The 15,476-nt window shown below is 63.2% G+C and carries 10 protein-coding genes; 6 read left to right on the top strand and 4 right to left on the bottom strand.

Features of this window, described 5'->3' with window-relative positions; genetic code table 11:
* The first annotated feature begins 13 nt into the window (after positions 1-13).
* The gene (locus NK214_RS12950) at positions 14-1,732 is read left to right on the top strand and encodes a nicotinate phosphoribosyltransferase (RefSeq protein WP_253314694.1); all 1,719 of its coding nucleotides are present in this window, start codon (positions 14-16) and stop codon (positions 1,730-1,732) included.
* A gap of 213 nt (positions 1,733-1,945) precedes the next feature.
* Here the strand turns inward: NK214_RS12950 and NK214_RS12955 are convergent, their stop codons facing one another.
* From NK214_RS12955 to NK214_RS12970, 4 genes are all read right to left on the bottom strand, one after another.
* Entirely contained in the window at positions 1,946-2,938 is a 993-nt protein-coding gene (locus NK214_RS12955; protein WP_253314695.1) for a fimbrial protein, read from the bottom strand.
* A 187-nt stretch (positions 2,939-3,125) separates the two neighbouring features.
* Complete coding sequence (locus tag NK214_RS12960) at positions 3,126-5,540, bottom strand: fimbria/pilus outer membrane usher protein (protein ID WP_253314696.1); 2,415 nt, start codon at positions 5,538-5,540, stop codon at positions 3,126-3,128.
* A 23-nt stretch (positions 5,541-5,563) separates the two neighbouring features.
* Entirely contained in the window at positions 5,564-6,295 is a 732-nt protein-coding gene (locus NK214_RS12965; protein ID WP_231462015.1) for a molecular chaperone, read from the bottom strand.
* 63 nt (positions 6,296-6,358) lie between these two features.
* Positions 6,359-6,925: a fimbrial protein gene (locus NK214_RS12970; protein ID WP_253314697.1), complete on the bottom strand. Its 567-nt coding sequence runs from the start codon at positions 6,923-6,925 to the stop codon at positions 6,359-6,361.
* A 424-nt stretch (positions 6,926-7,349) separates the two neighbouring features.
* Here NK214_RS12970 and NK214_RS12975 point away from each other — a divergent pair, with 424 nt between their 5' ends.
* From NK214_RS12975 to NK214_RS12995, 5 genes are read left to right on the top strand one after another with little or no spacing between them, the layout of a single operon-like run.
* Positions 7,350-10,286: a type VI secretion system Vgr family protein gene (locus NK214_RS12975; RefSeq protein ID WP_253314698.1), complete on the top strand. Its 2,937-nt coding sequence runs from the start codon at positions 7,350-7,352 to the stop codon at positions 10,284-10,286.
* Between the two features lie 3 nt (positions 10,287-10,289).
* Positions 10,290-12,302, top strand: coding sequence for a phospholipase D-like domain-containing protein (locus tag NK214_RS12980; protein ID WP_253314699.1), 2,013 nt, complete (start codon positions 10,290-10,292; stop codon positions 12,300-12,302).
* Positions 12,208-13,344 (top strand): DUF6396 domain-containing protein, encoded by a 1,137-nt coding sequence (locus NK214_RS12985; protein ID WP_253314700.1) that lies wholly within the window; start codon positions 12,208-12,210, stop codon positions 13,342-13,344. Before NK214_RS12980 ends, NK214_RS12985 begins: the two co-directional genes overlap by 95 nt.
* Complete coding sequence (locus tag NK214_RS12990; protein WP_253314701.1) at positions 13,337-14,383, top strand: DUF6396 domain-containing protein; 1,047 nt, start codon at positions 13,337-13,339, stop codon at positions 14,381-14,383. Before NK214_RS12985 ends, NK214_RS12990 begins: the two co-directional genes overlap by 8 nt.
* On the top strand, positions 14,376-15,422 hold the full coding sequence (locus tag NK214_RS12995; RefSeq protein WP_253314702.1) for a DUF6396 domain-containing protein: 1,047 nt from the start codon (positions 14,376-14,378) through the stop codon (positions 15,420-15,422). Before NK214_RS12990 ends, NK214_RS12995 begins: the two co-directional genes overlap by 8 nt.
* Positions 15,423-15,476: the final 54 nt, after the last annotated feature.

The following is a 15,476-nucleotide window of genomic DNA, read 5'->3' on the forward strand; positions in this document are numbered from 1 at the left end:
TAGGGAATCCATCATGAACGCCCCCATCCACCCCCTGGCCCGTGAACTGAACCAACTGCAGCCGTTCAACCTGGCGGACTTCTACAAAACCGGCCATCCCTCCATGTATCCGGCGGCCACCACCAGGCTGGTGGCCAATTTCACCCCGCGTTCGGCCAAGTACGCGCCGGTGCTGCCGGAGCTGTTCGACAATAAGGTGGTGTGGTTCGGCCTGCAGGGTTTCATCCAGCAATACCTGATCGATTTGTTCGACCAAGAATTCTTCCGCCAGCCGCGGGACAAGGCGGTGCGCAAATACCAGCGCCGCATGGATACGGCGCTGGGCGCCGGCGCGGTGCCGGCAGGCCGGCTGGAAGCGCTGCACGCGCTGGGTCATCTGCCGCTGGAAATCCGCTCCCTGCCGGAAGGCGCGCGGGTGGACATCAAGGTGCCGCCGGTGATCTTCAGCAACACGCATCCGGATTTCCCCTGGGTGGCCACCTATTTTGAAACTCTGTTCAGCTGCGAATCCTGGAAGCCGTCCACCGTGGCCACCATCGCGTTTGAATTCCGCAAGCTGCTGGATTACTTCGCCCGCCTCACCGGCAGCGCGCCGGAGTTCGTCAATTGGCAGGGCCATGATTTTTCCATGCGCGGCATGAGCGGGGTGCACGACGCCATGCGCTGCGGCGCCGGCCATCTGCTGTCCTTCACCGGCACCGACACCATTCCGGCGCTGGACTATCTGGAGGATTTCTACGACGCGGACGCGGAGCGGGAACTGGTGGGCGGCTCCATTCCGGCGTCGGAGCACAGCGTGATGGCGCTGCGCATCCTGCTGACGCTGCAGCGGCTGCGCCGCGATCCGGCCCACGCCGGGCTGGAGGAGGCGGCGCTGCGCCGGCTGGCGGAGCGTGAGGTGGTGCGGGAATTCGTCAGCCGGGACTATCCGCGGGGCATGGTGTCCATCGTCAGCGATACCTTTGATTTCTGGAACGTGCTCACGGTGATTGCCCGCGAACTGAAGGACGACATCCTGGCGCGGCGGCCGGACGCGCTGGGCAACGCCAAGGTGGTGTTCCGTCCGGACTCCGGCGATCCGGTGAAAATTCTCACCGGCTACCGCGACGAGGAACTGGTCTGTGTCGACGGCCAGCCGGCGAGGGACGCGGACGGCGCGTACACGACGCTGGCCGACGGCCAGCGGGTGACGGAGGCCGAGCGCAAGGGCGCGGTGGAGTGCTTGTGGGAGATTTACGGCGGCACGGTCAGCGACGCCGGCTACCGGCTGCTGGACAGCCATGTGGGCCTGATCTACGGCGACTCCATCACCCTGCCGCGCGCCCGCGCCATCCTGCGCCGGCTGGCGGCCAAGGGCTTCGCCTCCGGCAATGTGGTGTTCGGCATCGGCAGCTTTGTCTACGGCATGAATTCGCGGGACACCTTCGGCTATGCGCTGAAGGCGATTTACGCGGAAGTGGACGGCGAGGCGGTGGATATCTACAAGGACCCGGCCACGGACGACGGCACCAAGAAATCCGCCAAGGGCCTGCTGCGGGTGGAGCGCGAGGGCGATCATTACGTGCTGCACCAGCAGCAGACGGCGGAGCAGGCGGAGGGCGGCGAATTGCGGCCGGTGTTCCGCGACGGCCGCTTGCTGGCGCGGCAATCGCTGGCGGAAATCCGGCAGCGGCTGATGGCTTCCTGGCAATGCCCGGAACCGGGCAGCATCCGCTGGGGCGTGGAGGACTGAGGCGCAGTAGGTTGTGAACGGACTCTAAGAACGTGTTTACGATCTCGCGAGCTAAGGCGAGACAAGGCGTTGCGGCTGAGAAAGCGGAATGTACGCGTGGTACATGAGCATTTCGAAGGCGTACTCACCGTGTAACGCTCCACGACGCGCAGCAGATCGTAAACAGGTTCTAAGGCCGGGCGTCATGCCTGGCCTTATTGCATTGCCGGGGACTCAATCAAAGCTCAGCTCCACGGTGGCGGCGGCATTGACCAGGCCGGGGCGGATGGCGGGGCCGCTGGCGGCGTAGCGCACCACCATGGGCAGCGCGTGCTGTTGCCTGGCCGCCAGGCTGGTGAACTCGGTGCCCAGCGTATAGGCGCCGGTTTCGCCCTGGCGCTGCAGCTCCAGCCCAATGCCCTGGGCGCTGCCAGGCCCGCCGGCAATGCTCAGCAGCGTGCCGGCGGCGCCGGGCGCGTTGGCGTCGCTCAATTTGGCGCTGACGCTGGTGCCGGGCGCGCAGTCCAGATCGATGTTGAACGGCTTATCGCCGGTGCGGCCAGCGCCGGCGAAGTCTCGGGTGCTGGCGTCGGGCAGGCGGACGGTTTGGCCGGCGTTTTTGAACGAGCAGCCTATCACCCTGATGGCGGGCTGATTGAAGGAGTAGGTGTAGAGCGGCTGTCCGTGATCGCCGCCTTTCTTGTTCTTGTAGTTGACGGCATGGCTTTCCGGATTGAGCCGCCCAGATGTCACCGGGCCGGTTGTGAGCAGTTCGATCGTGTCGGTAATGGTGACGGTATCGTTCAAGGGCATGCCGCGTAGATTGGTACGGCCATTGTTCAGACTTGTGGTGCTGAAGGTCTGAGATTTTCCGGAGTGGGTATTGCTATTTATCCAGCGAATGCCGATGCCGGAAGTTTGGGTTTTTCTGACGCCACTAAGCGATGAGCCGCCGTTGTCGGTGTTGCCATAGGACAAAAAGGCGTACCAGTTGTGTTGGCCGTTGGCGCTGCGCTTGTCGCATTTGACCGTGGTTTTCAGCACCTGCTTGGCGATCAGGTGCCCGGCGGGCGCCAGGTATGGAATCACCAAGGGATCGGGAAGCGCTGGAGTGATGGTTGATGAAACCACTTTGCAATCGGCGTGGCTTGGGCGGCTGCAGCTTCCCAGCGCCAATAGCAAGACGAGGCAGGCCAGCAGCGGGCGGCGGGTAGGCGGCGTGTGCATTTGGGTATCCTTTTCTTTGTTTAAGAGAAGTTCTTCGAGCCTGTTCAAAGTCTCGCGAGCTAAGGCGAGGCAAGGCGAAAACAGCTGAGAAAGCGGAATGTACGCGTGGTGCATGAGCATTTCGAAGCGGTTTTCAACGCCCCGTTCTATCCATCTCGCCGACGCGTAGCAGACATTGAACAGGCTCTTAGAGGCAGGGCAGTGCTAGCCGCAGGTAATGACGCCCCGGCTTGGCGGGCGGCAGCCGATAGCGGGCGCTGCAGCCGCCGTCGCTCCATTTCACGGTCAGCAGGCCTTGCGGTTGTTTGAGCAAGAGCAGCGTCCGGCCTTGCGGGTCCACGATGCCCAAGGGCTGGCCGGCGTCGTCCTCCACGCTGGCGCCAAACGGCGCTGCGCTGCCGTCGCGGCGGCGCAGGCTGAATTGAACGCGCCGGCCGCTGCGCGCCTTGAACACGGCCTTCACCACCGCGCCGCGGCGCGGCACCACTTGCTTGACGCCGTCCTCCAGTTCCAGCCCCGCGCCCAGTTTGAGGCTGTCCAGGCTCAGGCTGTTGGCGCGGTAAGGCTGGGCGTCGGCGCGCACGCTGTAGCCGTTGCCGTTCAGACCGGGGGCGCCGTCCACTTGCAGCAGGGCGAAGGTATCGCCGACGGCGCGGCTGAGGTTGACGCCGCCGCCGTGGACGACGATGGCGCCGCTGGCGCCCAGGCTGGCGGACTGATGGCCGCGGGCGGCGCTGTAGGCGGCGCTCAGCTGCGCGACATCGCCCTGATGGACGCCGCTGGCGTTCAGGCTGGCGTCGCCCTGGCTGTCGCGGCCCACGGAGACGGTGTAGCTGTCGGCCTCGCCCAACTGGCCGCTGAGGCTGGTGTGCAGGGCGTCGCGGCCAAGCTGGGCGCTGAGCTGGGGGGCATGTCGCCCGCTGTCCAGCGGCAGGCTGAAGCCCAGCGTGATCTGGCTGTCGCCTTGGCCGCGGCCGTCGCGGCTCCGGCTGAGGCTGAGGTGGTAATGGAATTGTTTCCAGCGGTGGCTGTAAGCCAGGTTGAGGCTGTGGCTGGCGCCGGGCCGGCCCCAATCGTTCTGCCGGCTGAGGCTGAGATAAAGGCTGCCGCGGCGGCCTTCCCGGCCCAGCGCCTGTTGGGCGCTGAGGTCCATCCGTGCGCGCGCGCGGTGTTGGTTGGCGCGCTGGGCCAGGTCCGCCGCGTGATCGTTGAAGCTGCGATAGCCGGCGGTGGAGTAGCGGTAAGCGGCCAGGGTGAGCTGGGTCTGGGTGCGGGGCAGGGCCTTGTGGTACAGCAGGCGCAGGCTTTGCCCCTGGCTGCGGCGGCCTTGGGTGCGGCTGAGGGATTGGCTCAGGTCCAGCGACAGCGCGCCCAGCGGGGTGTTGGCGCCCAGGCCCAGCTTGACGGCCTGGAAGCGCGGCGAGAGCTGGACGCCGGCGGCCACGGTGCCGTCGTCGCTGAGGCCGTAAACCAGCGCGCCGGCGGCCAGCGCGGGACGGGCCGCTTCGCCGCCCTGGTATTGGCCCAGCGCGGCGTGGTATTTCCAGCGGCCTTGGGCTTGCATCAGCGGCAGGCTGGAGAAGGCTTGATGGCTGACGCGGCGGCTGCCGTCGGCCTCGGTCACCGTGATTTCCAGTTCGCCGTTGGAGCCGGAGGGGGCGATGTCGCTGAACTCGAAGGGGCCGGGCGGCACGTCGGCGCGGTGCAGCACATAGCCGTTCTGACGCACTTCCACCGTGGCCTGGCTCCACGCCTGGCCGCGGACCACCGGACGGTAGCCGCGCTCGCTGTCCGGCAACATGGCCTCGTCCTGGCTCAGTTGCGCGCCGCGGATGCGCGAGCTGTCGAACAGCATGGCGTCGGTGTATTGCTCGCCTAGCGCCAGCTGGCTGCGCAGCGCGGTGATGTCGCGTTGCAGCAGGGTGCGGTTGCTGCGTATTTCTGTCGCTTGGCCGGTATTCCCGTTGAGGGTGGTGTCGTTGCGCAAGCGCCAGTCGCCCAGGTTGAGCCCGTTTTGCAGGCCGAGATACCACTGGCGGCTGGCGCGGCCGTGCTGGCCCCGGCGGTATTGGCCGCTGAATTGGTAATTGGCGTAAGCGGCGTTGACGCCGGCGTCCCACAGCGAGGGGTCGACATAGCCGTCCGCGCGGCGCAGCAGATGGGCTTGCGGCACGGAAAGCTCAAGTTGCAGCCGGGTGGAGTCGTAGCGCGCTTGCGCGTGCTCCAGGCGTTGGGGCAGATCCACGCAGGCCTCGTCGCCGGGGCCGGACGGCGGCAGTTTGACGCCCAGCTTGCGCAGCAGCGCGGCGTCCAGGCAGGGACGCACTTTGCCGTCCCGTTCCTGGCGGAACAGGATGTCGCGGCGGTCGGCCAGCTGGCGGTTGAGCAGGATGTCCACGCGATAGCGGCCGGGCAGGATGTCGTTGCCGGCGCTCAGCACCGCTTTGAGGTCCGCCGCCTGTCCGTCCAGCTTCAGAAAGCGGGTGTTGAAGACGGGCGCGTCCGCCGCCAGCGCCTGCGCGCAGGCGATCAGCCAGCAGGCGCAGGCCAGCGGGGTCGCGGCGCTGCGGCGGGCAGGGGGCGTCAGCGGCTTGCTTCTCATCGCCTTGCGGTCCGGCGGCCGGCTCAGGGCTCCAGCCGGCGCGGCTGGGCGGGCGCCGCGCCTTGCAGCCGGACTTCAAAAGCCTGGCTGGCGCCAAAGTCGTTGATGATCTGGTAGCGCAAGCGCGCGTCGTTTGCGGCGTCGGCGGGCAGCGGCCATTGCCCGCCGGCGCCGGGCGCCAGCATCCGGGCGCGGCTGATCTCCTTGGATTTTCCGCTGGAGAGCAGGGTCAGGCCGGTCACGGTCACGTGGTAGCGGCTGGGGTTGTCCGCTTGCAGCCAGCTGCTGCCGCGCTCGCGCCGCAGCCGCCAACGCAGGCGTTCCGGCGCTTGCAGCGCGTCGCCGTCCAGGCCCGGCGGGCGGTAGAACACCTTGACGCGCTGGCGCACCGCCAGTTGCAGCACATTGCCTTGCCCGGCGGCTTGCGGGATTTCCTGCACATTGAGCCAGAAGGCGGTTTCCCGTTGATCGGCCGCGCCGGCGCCGGCGTAGAGGATGCGCAGCAATTGCTCCTGCCCGGCCGGCAGCCGCGTCAGCGGCGGGGTGATGGCGAAGGGCAGTTCGACCTTGTCGCCGTCCAGCGCTTCCAGCCAGGACTGCACCAGGATGTCCGCGCCGTGGTTGCGCACGGTGACGGCGGCTTCCGGATGCGCGCCGTCGAAAATGACGCGGGTGCCGTTGAGGCTGATGCCGGCGTTGGCGTGGGGCATGGCCAGCCAGGCCGCCAAGCCGGCGGCTTGCAGCAGGGTTTTCATGATGGGGCCCTGAAAATAGACAACGGCGGGAAACCCGCCGCTGTGGGTGGAAGTGAGGAGGGCTTAGTCGTAGCTCAGTTCGAAGGGGAGGTCGGCTTGTACGGGGCCGGCGGACATCGGGGTAACTGCCGGGTCCTTAACGTAAGCGGCATCAAACGTTATGGTTTCGCTTGAGCTCGGAGTGGGCTTGTTCAGCAGTTCTCCAGTCTCAAGGTCATAGCTTGTGTCAGTTCCCGTCTGATACAGCGCGATGCCAACGCCAGCTGCCGGTGAGCCGCTGGCGGTGTTCTTCAGGATCTTGGTTTGGCCTGTGAGCGTGTTGGTGCCGTTTAGAGCTTTGAGGGACACGGTCAAATTTTTAGCGCCCGTGCAGGCAATTACTATTGAGTGCTTTTTGGGAGTACTGGGTTTGCTCGCCAAGGCTTGCACCTTGTCCATGGAGATCTCGTCCAGAGTGACATCAATAGTGGGAATAGCCATCGCTTTGCTGCCGTTTACCGAGCAACTGGGCGCAGTGACTTTGCCAGTAAACTTGATGGCGCCGGTTCGGGTGACGGTGGCGTGGGACGCCAGCGGAAGCGCGGCGGCAAAGACGGCCGCCAGGGCCAGCAGGCTGTGTTTTGGTTTCATGGTGGTCTCCAGTGGTTGCGGCGCGCAGGTGCTTGGCCTGGGCCTTGAGTGGAGACGGCATGATAAAAACACATTCAATTCAGGTCTTTAGCCTGACTTTGAGCGCTTCTTACCTTTTCTTACCAAGCCATAACTTTTCTTGTTTGGACTTTTTGATATCGGCAAACAAGGTTTAAGCCGCTCATGGGGATTGATAAGAGTTTAAACCTGTCCTTTTGGACAGGTTTGTGAAAATGGCAATTTTCTAGGATTGTCTGCTAAGTGCCGGTTATCTAAAATGTTTTGACTCAAATTTTGTCATCTCCACCCTCATTACGCCTCAAGGCCCCCATCCGCAGACCAGGTCGAAGCCCGTCGCCATGGGGGCTTTGCATAAGGCTGGTTTGGGGGTGTTTTGATTTTGGATAGTTCGAAGGACCGCCCCATGGACCTCAGCACCCTGCTCGCCAGCTTCGCCTCCGCCTTCAACCAGGACCAGCGCCTGCTCACCCTCAGCCTGGGCGACGGCAGCGTGGCGGCCGAGCAATTGCTGCCACTGAGTTTGGCCGGCGAGGAAGGCGTGTCCCGGTCTTACGCCTACCAGCTGACCTGTTTGTCTCCGGACGGCAAGATCGAACTCAAGAGCCTGCTCGGCCTGCCGGCCCGGCTCGGCATCCTGGACGCCGCCGGCGCGGAGAGCCTGCGCTGCGGCGTGGTGTCCAAGGCCGAGTGCCTGGGCTCGGACGGCGGCTTCAGCCGTTATCAGCTGACCATTGAGCCGCCGTTCGCGCTGCTGCGGCACCGCGTCAGCTCGCGGGTGTTCCAGGATCAGTCGGTGCCGGACATCGTCACGCAGATTCTGAGCGAGCATCAGCAGGCCAATCCGGTGTTCGCCCGCGTCCAGGCCCAGGACTTCAAGACCGGCCCGGCGTCGCCGCGCAGCTACTGTCTGCAATACCGCGAGAGCGATTACGACTTCATCGTGCGCCTGCTGCACGAAGAGGGTTACGCCTGGCGTTTCGATCACCTGGACGGCGACACGCCACAAGTGCGCTTGGTCGCCTTCGACGACCCCTACAGCCTGCCGCCGGCCGGCGTCGAGCGGGTGCGCTTCCACCGCAGCGACGCCACCGAGGCCGAAGACGGCCTGACCGAGTGGAACGCCCAACGCCAGATCGTTCCCGGCGCGGTGGCGCTGGCCAGCTTCGACTACCAGCCGGTGCAGACCCAGCACAGCGGCGACGACAGCCGCATCGACCAGGGCCAGAACGGCAAGGCCTTGCAATCCTCCTTGCACGACTACGACCCGCAATCGCTGTACTACGCCGGCGACGCCGACCAGCTCAGCCACTACGCCCAACTGCGCCAGCAAGCGCATGACCTCAACGCCAAGCAATTCAGCGGCGGCGGTAGCGTGCGCGGCCTGGCCGCCGGCCAGTGGTTCCGCCTGGACGACCATCCGGCCCACGACGGCGACAGCAGCGAACAGCGCGAATTCGTCGTCACCCGCCAGACATTAAGTGCGCGCAACAACCTGCCGGCCGACCTCAAAGCCTTCCAGGATGGCAAGGACGCCCAACCCTTCCGCGCCGACTTCGACGCCCAGCGTCGCGGCGTGCCGCTGACCCCGGCCTACGCCCATACCGAACTGGCCAAGCCCAAGTCCCGCGGCGTGCAGACCGCCACCGTGGTCGGCCCGCAAGGAGAGGAAGTCCACACCGACCAGCACGGCCGCATCAAGGTGCAATTCCACTGGCAGCGGCCGGACGAACACCCGAGCATAGGCGCGGGGATGGACGACAAATCCTCCTGCTGGCTGCGCGTGGTGATGCCCAGCGCCGGCGCCGGCTGGGGCCATCAATTCATCCCGCGCATCGGTCAGGAAGTCTTGGTCGACTTCATCGAAGGCGACATCGACCGCCCGGTGATCACCGGCGTGCTCTACAATGGCAGCCACCCGACGCCGGACTTCAGCGGCGCGGGCGCCTTGCCGGCCAACAAAACCCTGTCCGGCATCAAATCCAAAGAACACCAGGGCGGCCAGTACAACGAACTCTTGTTCGACGACACCCCGGGCGAAGTCAGAGCCAAACTCAGCTCCGAACCCGGCAAAACCCAGCTCAACCAAGGCTTCCTCACCCAGCCGCGTAGCAACGGCAAGGCCGAGCCGCGCGGCGACGGCTTCGAACTGCGCACCGACAGCCACGGCGCCATCCGCGCCGGCCACGGCCTGCTGCTGAGCACCGAAGCGCAGAACGGCGCGTCCGGCAAACAGCTGGCGCGCGAACAGGCGCAAAGCCAGCTCGATGCGGCGCTGGCTCTGAGCCAAAGCCTGGGCGACACCGCCACCGGCCAGCAGGCCGATACCATGGAAACCGGGCCGGACAAGGTCAATCCGGACAATAGCAAGGCGGGAAAAGGGGATAAGGGGCATCTGCAGCACCAGGCTACGGCCTTGAAAGCTTGGGAGGCGGGCAGCAACACCGACAAGGACGGCAAGACCGCCAAGGAACAGACCGGCCGCCAGCCCTTGCTCATCCTGTCCGCGCCGGCCGGCATCGCCAGCCTGAGCCAGCAAAGCCAGACCGTGGCGGCGGGGACCAATCTGGACCTGGTGGCGCAGCGGGACACAAATCAAACCTCGGGCCGGCGCTGGATTCACAATGTGGGCCAGCACATCAGCCTGTTTGTCGCCGGCCTGCAAGACAAGATTTCGCTGAAGCTGATTGCGGCCAAGGGCAAGGTGCAGATGTTGGCGCAGAGCGACAGCGTCGAGGTCACCGCGGACAAGGACGTGACGGTGACTTCCTGCAAGGAAAGAATCACGGTGGCGGCCAAGCGGGAAATCCTGCTCAACGTCAGCGGCGGCGCTTACATCCGCATCGCCGGCGGCAATATCGAGCTGCATTGCCCCGGCAAGGTGTCGGTGAAGGGCGCCAGCCATCAGATGAGCGGGCCGGCGCAAATGACGGTCACGCATCCGGATTATCCGCAGAGCATTCCCAGGATGCCGTTGTCGCTGCGCCTGGATCAATCGCCGCAAGGCGGCAACAGCAGCTGGACCGGCATGCCCTATACCCTGCATGCCGACGGCGGCGAGGTGGAGCGCGGCATCATTGACGAAAGCGGCCACCTGGCGGTCAAACATGCGGTCACCACGCAAAAATACACGGTGGAGCTGGCCAACGGCGTCAAGTTCGATATCCCGGTGGCCAATGAGCTGAGCAAACCGGACAAGGGCGCGCTGGCCAACGCCGGCTTCCATAAAGTCGTGGCCGGCGGCGCGCCGCCGGACGGCCGCGTGGAGCCGGATGAGCATGCGCGCGCGCGCTACCACCGTTTGCTGAATGGCGAGGCCGACGCTTCGCCCGCAGGAGAGTAATAAATGAGCGCGAACACGATAGTCTCCCCGATCTGCGTCAAAGAGCCGCTGCGGGCCAATTTGACCCTGCCCTGGTTTTTGCAGACCAGCGAATACGCGCCCCATGAGGGCAGCTTCCAGCCCCTGGTCAACGGCGAGGCGGCGTTTGCCGCGGTGCATTACGCCATCGCCAAGGCCAAGAAAAACGTCAGCATTATCTGCTGGGGCTTTCAGCCGTCCATGTACTTCGTCCGCAAGGGCGCGGACATGGTGAAGTACGCGGACATCGCGGAAGCCGTGCCGGCGCAGATAGGCAAGCTGCTGGAGCACAAGGCCAAACAGGGCGTGCAGGTGCGGGTGCTGTGTTTCGCTTCAAAACCGCTCGGTTTGTACGTCAACAGCACCGGCGCCACGGTAGAGGAGTCGCAAACCCCGGGCCGCTGGAGTGTGGGGATCAAGGACAAGCCGGGCTATGAAACCCCGGAGCAGTATAAATACGATTCACAGTGGTATTCCTGGTATGACGAGGATCAGCCGGCGGCCGGCACCTCGGAAAAAACAGCACGGGATCAGCGGCGGTCGGACATCCCCAGCAAGCACCTGCATTTCCGCAGCCGCGGCTTTGGTCCTCGCACCCGCAACCATATCTTGGATCAGAGTTACGATGATGAAGGTCTGAAAACAAAGACCAGGGCCACCTTGGCTGCGGGCCCCAGCCATCACCAGAAAATGGTGTTGGTGGATTACGACGACGCGCAAGCCCATGTCGGTTTCGTCATGGGCCACAATATGTTGGACGAGTACTGGGACACCAATGCCCACGGCGCCAAGCCCAAAGCGCCCAATCTGGGCCGCAACGGCACGGTGGGGCCGCGCGAGGATTTTTCCAGCCTGATCACCGGCCCGGCGGTGGGCGATCTATTCCACAATTTCCGCCGCGCCTGGCGCGACGAAACCAAGGAAGACCTGCCGTTGCCCGGCTGCGGTTTCGGCAGTTACGCGCCGCGGGTGGATGGGCAGGCCAATAAGGCCGCCATGGTGCAGCTGCTGCGCACCCAGCCGGAATACAAGAAACAGGACATCAAGAAGCTGTATCTGAAGGCGGTCAACAACGTCACTTCCTACATCTTCATCGAAAACCAGTACTTCCGCTGGCCACCGCTGGCGGAAAAGATCAAGGACGCGGCCAAGGCGCAGAAGCAGGCCGGCCGCCCTTACCCTATCTATCTGTTCGTGATCACCAATACCAGCGACGCCGGCGTGGGCGCCGGCACGGTCAACACCTACCGGATGCTGGACAGCCTGGGACGCGCCGATACGATTCCCAGCGTGGCGCGTCAGGAACGGGCGGATGACGTCAAAGCCCGTTTGGGGCAGGCCAAGCAAGCGGAACGCGAGGCCAGCATCATCTATACCGCCAATGCGTTTAGTCCCAGTAAATTAAGGGAAAAGGCCCGCACGGAGCTGGAGGATGCCACTGCTCGGCGCAAGCAGGCGGAGGCCGCCTACGAGGCCGCGCAAAAGCCGGATGTTTCGGTGACTGAGGTTGAGCAGCCCGGCCTTAAAACCCATATTTGTTCGATCGTGGCGATGGACTCCGAAATCAAGCCGGCGGTTTACGCGCAGCGTTACAACCACGGTGTTGGCAAGACCGTGCCGACGCTGGTCACTCCCGCAGTGGGCTGGTCCGAGGTTTACATCCACGCCAAGCTGATGATCATCAACGATGCTTTTCTGACGCTGGGCTCGGCCAATATCAACACCCGCAGCATGCAGGTGGACAGCGAGTTGAACATTGCGCTGGACCGGCCGGAAATTTCCAAGCCGCTACGTCAGGAGTTGTGGGGGAGGCATACAAATCACCGCGGTGGGGCAAACCCTGCCCGGATGGATAAAGAGACTGATGCAAAGATGACTTATGAGAAATGGCGGAACATCTTGGATGAAAATAAATCGGCATTTAAAGATCAACGCCCTCCCGTCGCTCCTCTTCGTGAGTTCCTACGCACAGACCCAGCCCGGAGCAATAGTGACTAAGCCAGCTATTTTTACCCTGATTCTTACCCTGAGTCTGGCCGCCTGCGGCGGCGCCAAGGAGCGTTCCGTGCCTGATTTGAAAGAAGTCGAAGCCAAGCTGGCCTTCAACTGCGTGTATGAAAAAGACCATCTGCCGGCTTTGAACCCGGAGGCGGAACAGTTATACCGCTACGCCCGCTGGTTGCAGAAGAACCAGATCGAGAAGGAAGACCCGCTGCGCTTCCCGGAGATGGAGCGTTATTACCGCATTGCCACGGCTCACGGCCATTACAAGGCCAATCTGGACCTGCGCGACATGATAGGGCGAGGCACGGCGCGCAGCGACGATCCGGTCAAGGAAACGCTGGACCTGACCCAGGAACTGATAGACCGCGGCATTCCCGGCGGCTACTACGATATGGGGCGCTATCTGAAGGCCGGTTACGGCGTGAAGCAGGACGAGGAACTGGCCAACCGCTACTACCGCAAGGCGGCAGACTTGGGCAGCCCGGAAGCGCAGTATCTGGTAGGGGATAAGCTGACCTATCTGGAGCCTGGCTCCATGCCATCCAACATTGGCTATAGCATGATGAAATGTGCGGGGGAGCAAGGACACGCGATTTCTGCGAAAGAGTATGCGGTTCATCTTAAAAACAAGAAGAAAAATGATGAAGCGATTGTATTCTTTCAGCTGGCAACCAAATGGGGGGATGCAACTGCTGCATTGAATTTAGGAGATGGTTTCGGCCCGAATACGGAAGAGAAGAAGCAGTGGAGTGATCTGGGGTTAAAACAGGACGATGAACGCCGGCAACGTTATCTAATCATTATGGGAGTGCTAAGCGACTACTCCTACGCCCACCCCAAGGTGCCGGAACTGGACGAGATCGTGCCGCTGCCGCCGGCCCCGCTGCCGGCCTGGGACGGCAAGCTCAAGTGGCTGGAGGCGTTCAAGGCCAATGTGCCGCCGGAAAAACCGTCGGAAGCCTTGATGAAGCAGCTGGCCGCGGCCAAGGGACTGGATCCTAAGACCGGGCGGCCGCTGAACGGCAAGCATGGTTAAAACGCTGTACGCCTTGTCGCTGTTGGGGGCTCTGGCCGCCTGCGGCGCCAAGGAGCGTTCCGTGCCTGATTTGAAAGAAGTCGAAGCCAAGCTGGCCTTCAACTGCGTATATGAGAAAGACCATTTGCCGGCCTTGGCCCCGGAAGCGGAGCAGTTATACCGCTACGCCCGCTGGTTGCAGAAGAACCAGATCGAGAAGGAAGACCCGCTGCGCTTCCCGGAGATGGAGCGTTATTACCGCATCGCCACGGCTCACGGCCATTACAAGGCCAATCTGGACTTGCGCGACATGATAGGGCGGGGCACGGCGCGCAGCGAGGACCCGGTCAAGGAAACGCTGGACCTGACCCAGGAGCTGATAGACCGCGGCATTCCCGGCGGCTACTACGATATGGGGCGTTATCTGAAGGCCGGCTACGGCGTGAAGCAGGACGAGGAACTGGCCAACCGCTACTACCGCAAGGCGGCGGACCTGGGCAGCCCGGAGGCGCAGTATCTGGTGGGAGACAAGCTGACGGGTTTGACGAACGCGCAACCAGGACCGTTTGCTATTGGTAATCAGATGAAGAAGTGTGCGGCGGAACAGGGGCATGGAAAGGCTGCTCTGGAGTATGCAACTCAAATGCGGTTTGAGAAAAAAAGCACTCAAGCTATAAAGTACTTCCAGTTAGGAACTCAGTCTGGGAATGAGACGGCGGCATTGTATCTAGAAAATGGGTTTGGTCCGATTACTGATACCAATAGACAGTGGAATGATTTGAGTTTGCAACAGGATGATGAACGTAGTCGTCGCTACAAGATTATTGGCGATGTTCTCAGCGACTACTCCTACGCCCACCCCAAGGTGCCGGAACTGGACGAGATCGTGCCGCTGCCGCCGGCCCCGCTGCCGGCCTGGGACGGCAAGCTCAAGTGGCTGGAGGCGTTCAAGGCCAATGTGCCGCCGGAAAAACCGTCGGAAGCCTTGATGAGCCAGTTGGCCGCGGCCAAGGGCCTGGACCCTAAGACCGGACGGCCGCTGAACGGCAAGCATGGTTAAAATGCTGTACGCCTTGTCGCTGTTGGGGGCTCTGGCCGCCTGCGGCGCCAAGGAACGTTCCGTGCCGGATTTGAAAGCAGTCGAAGCCAAGCTGGCCTTCAACTGCGCGTATGAGAAAGACCATCTGCCGGCCTTGGTCCCGGAAGCGGAGCAGTTATACCGCTACGCCCGCTGGTTGCAGAAGAATCAGATCGAGAAGGAAGACCCGCTGCGTTTCCCGGAGATGGAGCGTTATTACCGCATCGCCACGGCTCACGGCCATTACAAGGCCAATCTGGACTTGCGCGACATGATAGGGCGGGGCACGGCGCGCAGCGAGGACCCGGTCAAGGAAACGCTGGACCTGACCCAGGAGCTGATAGACCGCGGCATTCCCGGCGGCTACTACGATATGGGGCGTTATCTGAAGGCCGGCTACGGCGTGAAGCAGGACGAGGAACTGGCCAACCGCTACTACCGCAAGGCGGCGGACCTGGGCAGCCCGGAGGCGCAGTATCTGGTGGGGGATAAGCTGACGGGTTTGACGAACGCGCAGCCAGGACCGTTTGCTATTGGCAATCAGATGAAGAAGTGTGCGGCGGAACAGGGGCATGCAAAAGCAGCACTTGAATATGGTACCCAATTGCGTTTTGAGAAGAAATTTAACGAGGCTGTCCAGTTTCTCCAATTGGGAGTTAAGTGGGGGGACTCTACTGCAGCATTAAATTTGAGTGATGGTTTTGGACTCATTACTGAAGAGAATAAGAAGTGGGGTGACTTGGGATTGAAACAAGATGATGAACGCCAGAGAAGATATCTAATCATTATGGGAGTGCTAAGCGATTATTCCTACGCCCACCCCAAGGTGCCGGAACTGGACGAGATCGTGCCGTTGCCGCCGGCCCCGCTGCCGGCTTGGGACGGCAAGCTCAAGTGGCTGGAGGCGTTCAAGGCCAATGTGCCGCCGGAAAAACCGTCGGAAGCCTTGATGAGCCAGCTGGCCGCGGCCAAGGGCCTGGACCCTAAGACCGGACGGCCGCTGGGCGGGCGGCGCGATTGACGCCGGTTTTGCAGCGGGTCGCGGCCCGTTCGCGCTGAACTGACAGCCGTCACT

Origin of the sequence: Chromobacterium sp. S0633 (genome assembly GCF_024158805.1) — a bacterium.
Lineage (GTDB): Bacteria > Pseudomonadota > Gammaproteobacteria > Burkholderiales > Chromobacteriaceae > Chromobacterium.

What these genes read in the sequence shown, in the direction of transcription:
- NK214_RS12950 (WP_253314694.1), top strand. Translation starts at nt 14, where the DNA reads ATGAACGCCCCCATCCACCCCCTGGCCCGTGAACTGAACCAACTGCAG.
- NK214_RS12955 (WP_253314695.1), bottom strand. Translation starts at nt 2,938, where the DNA reads ATGCACACGCCGCCTACCCGCCGCCCGCTGCTGGCCTGCCTCGTCTTG.
- NK214_RS12960 (WP_253314696.1), bottom strand. Translation starts at nt 5,540, where the DNA reads ATGAGAAGCAAGCCGCTGACGCCCCCTGCCCGCCGCAGCGCCGCGACC.
- NK214_RS12965 (WP_231462015.1), bottom strand. Translation starts at nt 6,295, where the DNA reads ATGAAAACCCTGCTGCAAGCCGCCGGCTTGGCGGCCTGGCTGGCCATG.
- NK214_RS12970 (WP_253314697.1), bottom strand. Translation starts at nt 6,925, where the DNA reads ATGAAACCAAAACACAGCCTGCTGGCCCTGGCGGCCGTCTTTGCCGCC.
- NK214_RS12975 (WP_253314698.1), top strand. Translation starts at nt 7,350, where the DNA reads ATGGACCTCAGCACCCTGCTCGCCAGCTTCGCCTCCGCCTTCAACCAG.
- NK214_RS12980 (WP_253314699.1), top strand. Translation starts at nt 10,290, where the DNA reads ATGAGCGCGAACACGATAGTCTCCCCGATCTGCGTCAAAGAGCCGCTG.
- NK214_RS12985 (WP_253314700.1), top strand. Translation starts at nt 12,208, where the DNA reads ATGAAAATAAATCGGCATTTAAAGATCAACGCCCTCCCGTCGCTCCTC.
- NK214_RS12990 (WP_253314701.1), top strand. Translation starts at nt 13,337, where the DNA reads ATGGTTAAAACGCTGTACGCCTTGTCGCTGTTGGGGGCTCTGGCCGCC.
- NK214_RS12995 (WP_253314702.1), top strand. Translation starts at nt 14,376, where the DNA reads ATGGTTAAAATGCTGTACGCCTTGTCGCTGTTGGGGGCTCTGGCCGCC.